Source organism: Vibrio sp. 2130-1 (genome assembly GCF_033339515.1).
The window spans coordinates 1-618 of record NZ_JAWOUT010000439.1 but is presented as its reverse complement, the minus strand read 5'-3'; the positions used below and the strand labels follow the sequence as shown (position 1 = coordinate 618).

Here is a 618-nt window from a genome sequence, read left to right as displayed (position 1 = left end):
CAGAATCGAGGAGATGCCAAAAACGAAACAAGCCGGCAGCATAAGGCGAAGACGCCCTACTCGATCCGACCAACGCCCTAAATAAGGCGCACAAAACGCAATCGCTAGACTATACGCCGTAATAAAGAGTGTCACCTGGCTCGGTGGAACACCAAGATCACCTCCGATAGGTTCTAAAATTGAGCCAAGCAGCAATTCGTCAGCACCTACCAGAAATGCAATAAGGAACAACGCTATCGACTGAATCATGCTTCAACCTCCGCTTGCAACGAAAGCTCCGCTAAGGTCGCGATATCGACGATTCTGTCTGGCCAATCTTGGATAAATGCCTTCTCGTGTGAAACCAAGATGACACTGCCCGCAAAACGTTGTAGCGCCTGCTTCAACGCATCTTTACTGCTGGTATCAAGATGCGTAGTTGGCTCATCGAGAATGAGTACATTGCAGCCTCGTGTTGCTAAACAACAAAGCTTAACGCGAGTTTGCTCCCCACCACTCAACGCCTCTAAGCGACGTTGTGCTTTATCACCCTTTATCCCGAAGCGTGCTAACAGCTTACGAGCCGATTTCCTATTGATTGAAGAATCGACCGCACACACCTCTTGCTCCGGTGTATGA

The 618-nt window shown here is 49.2% G+C and carries 2 protein-coding genes; both read right to left on the bottom strand.

Annotation, left to right across the window (positions count from 1 at the left end; all coding sequences use genetic code 11):
• The coding region (locus R7Q09_RS26710) for an MFS transporter (protein WP_318144019.1) at nt 1–249 on the bottom strand (249 nt) is incomplete at its 3' end.
• Nucleotides 246–618, bottom strand: a 373-nt coding sequence (locus R7Q09_RS26705) for an ATP-binding cassette domain-containing protein (protein WP_318144018.1), incomplete at its 5' end; no start/stop codon positions are given. The genes R7Q09_RS26705 and R7Q09_RS26710, both read right to left, overlap by 4 nt.